The 696-nt window shown below is 44.3% G+C and carries 2 protein-coding genes; both read left to right on the top strand.

Annotated features, from left to right (window positions below):
* Positions 1 to 191 precede the first annotated feature (191 nt).
* Positions 192 to 386, top strand: a complete 195-nt coding sequence (locus tag ACTHUM_RS16760; protein WP_036491196.1) for a YgaP family membrane protein — start codon at positions 192 to 194, stop codon at positions 384 to 386.
* Positions 387 to 398: 12 nt separating this feature from the next.
* The coding region (locus ACTHUM_RS16765) for a rhodanese-like domain-containing protein (RefSeq protein ID WP_440403521.1) at positions 399 to 696 on the top strand (298 nt) is incomplete at its 3' end.

Raw genomic sequence — 696 nt, forward strand, 5'->3', positions numbered from 1 at the left:
TTTTACATTTAACCATGCCGTTGGAGATTGATTCTATTTGTACGTCTAAAAAATACAATGCAAATATTCATTACACTTTTACTGTAAACCATTTGACAAAGTCATCTTTAAAGCTATAATATTTCTAATATATGATTTTTGTTATATATGTTTATTTATAGACAATTCATTCTGAAACAAGGAGCAATAAAATGAAACGAAACTTGGGTACTTTGGATCGCGTAATCCGTATTGTTATCGGTGTTGCACTGATTGCTGCAGCCGCTACCGGACACATTGGCTGGTGGGGTTGGCTGGGCATCATCCCTCTGGGTACAGCACTGATTGGCAACTGTGCGCTGTACAGCTTATTGGGCATCAACACCTGCCGCATCAACAAAAAATAACGAAGGCAAAACATGAGTACGGTCGGACAACTCCCGCGAATCACGCCTTCCGAAGCAATGGCAAAAATCCGTGAGGGCGCGTTGGTAGTCGATATCAGAAGCCAAGCCGAATATCGGGGCGGGCATATTGGCGGCGCATTATCCCTTCCGCCTGAGCAGCAGCGAGACAAACTGCCCGATGATACAGCCCCATGCCTGATTTTTTATTGCCTGAGCGGTAAACGTACAACACAGGCAGAAACAATATTGTCAGCGCTTGGCCAAGGTCGAGAATGCTATATTCTAGAAGGCGGCTTACAGGCATGGAAAG

It is taken from the genome of Neisseria sp. P0021.S006, assembly GCF_051956895.1.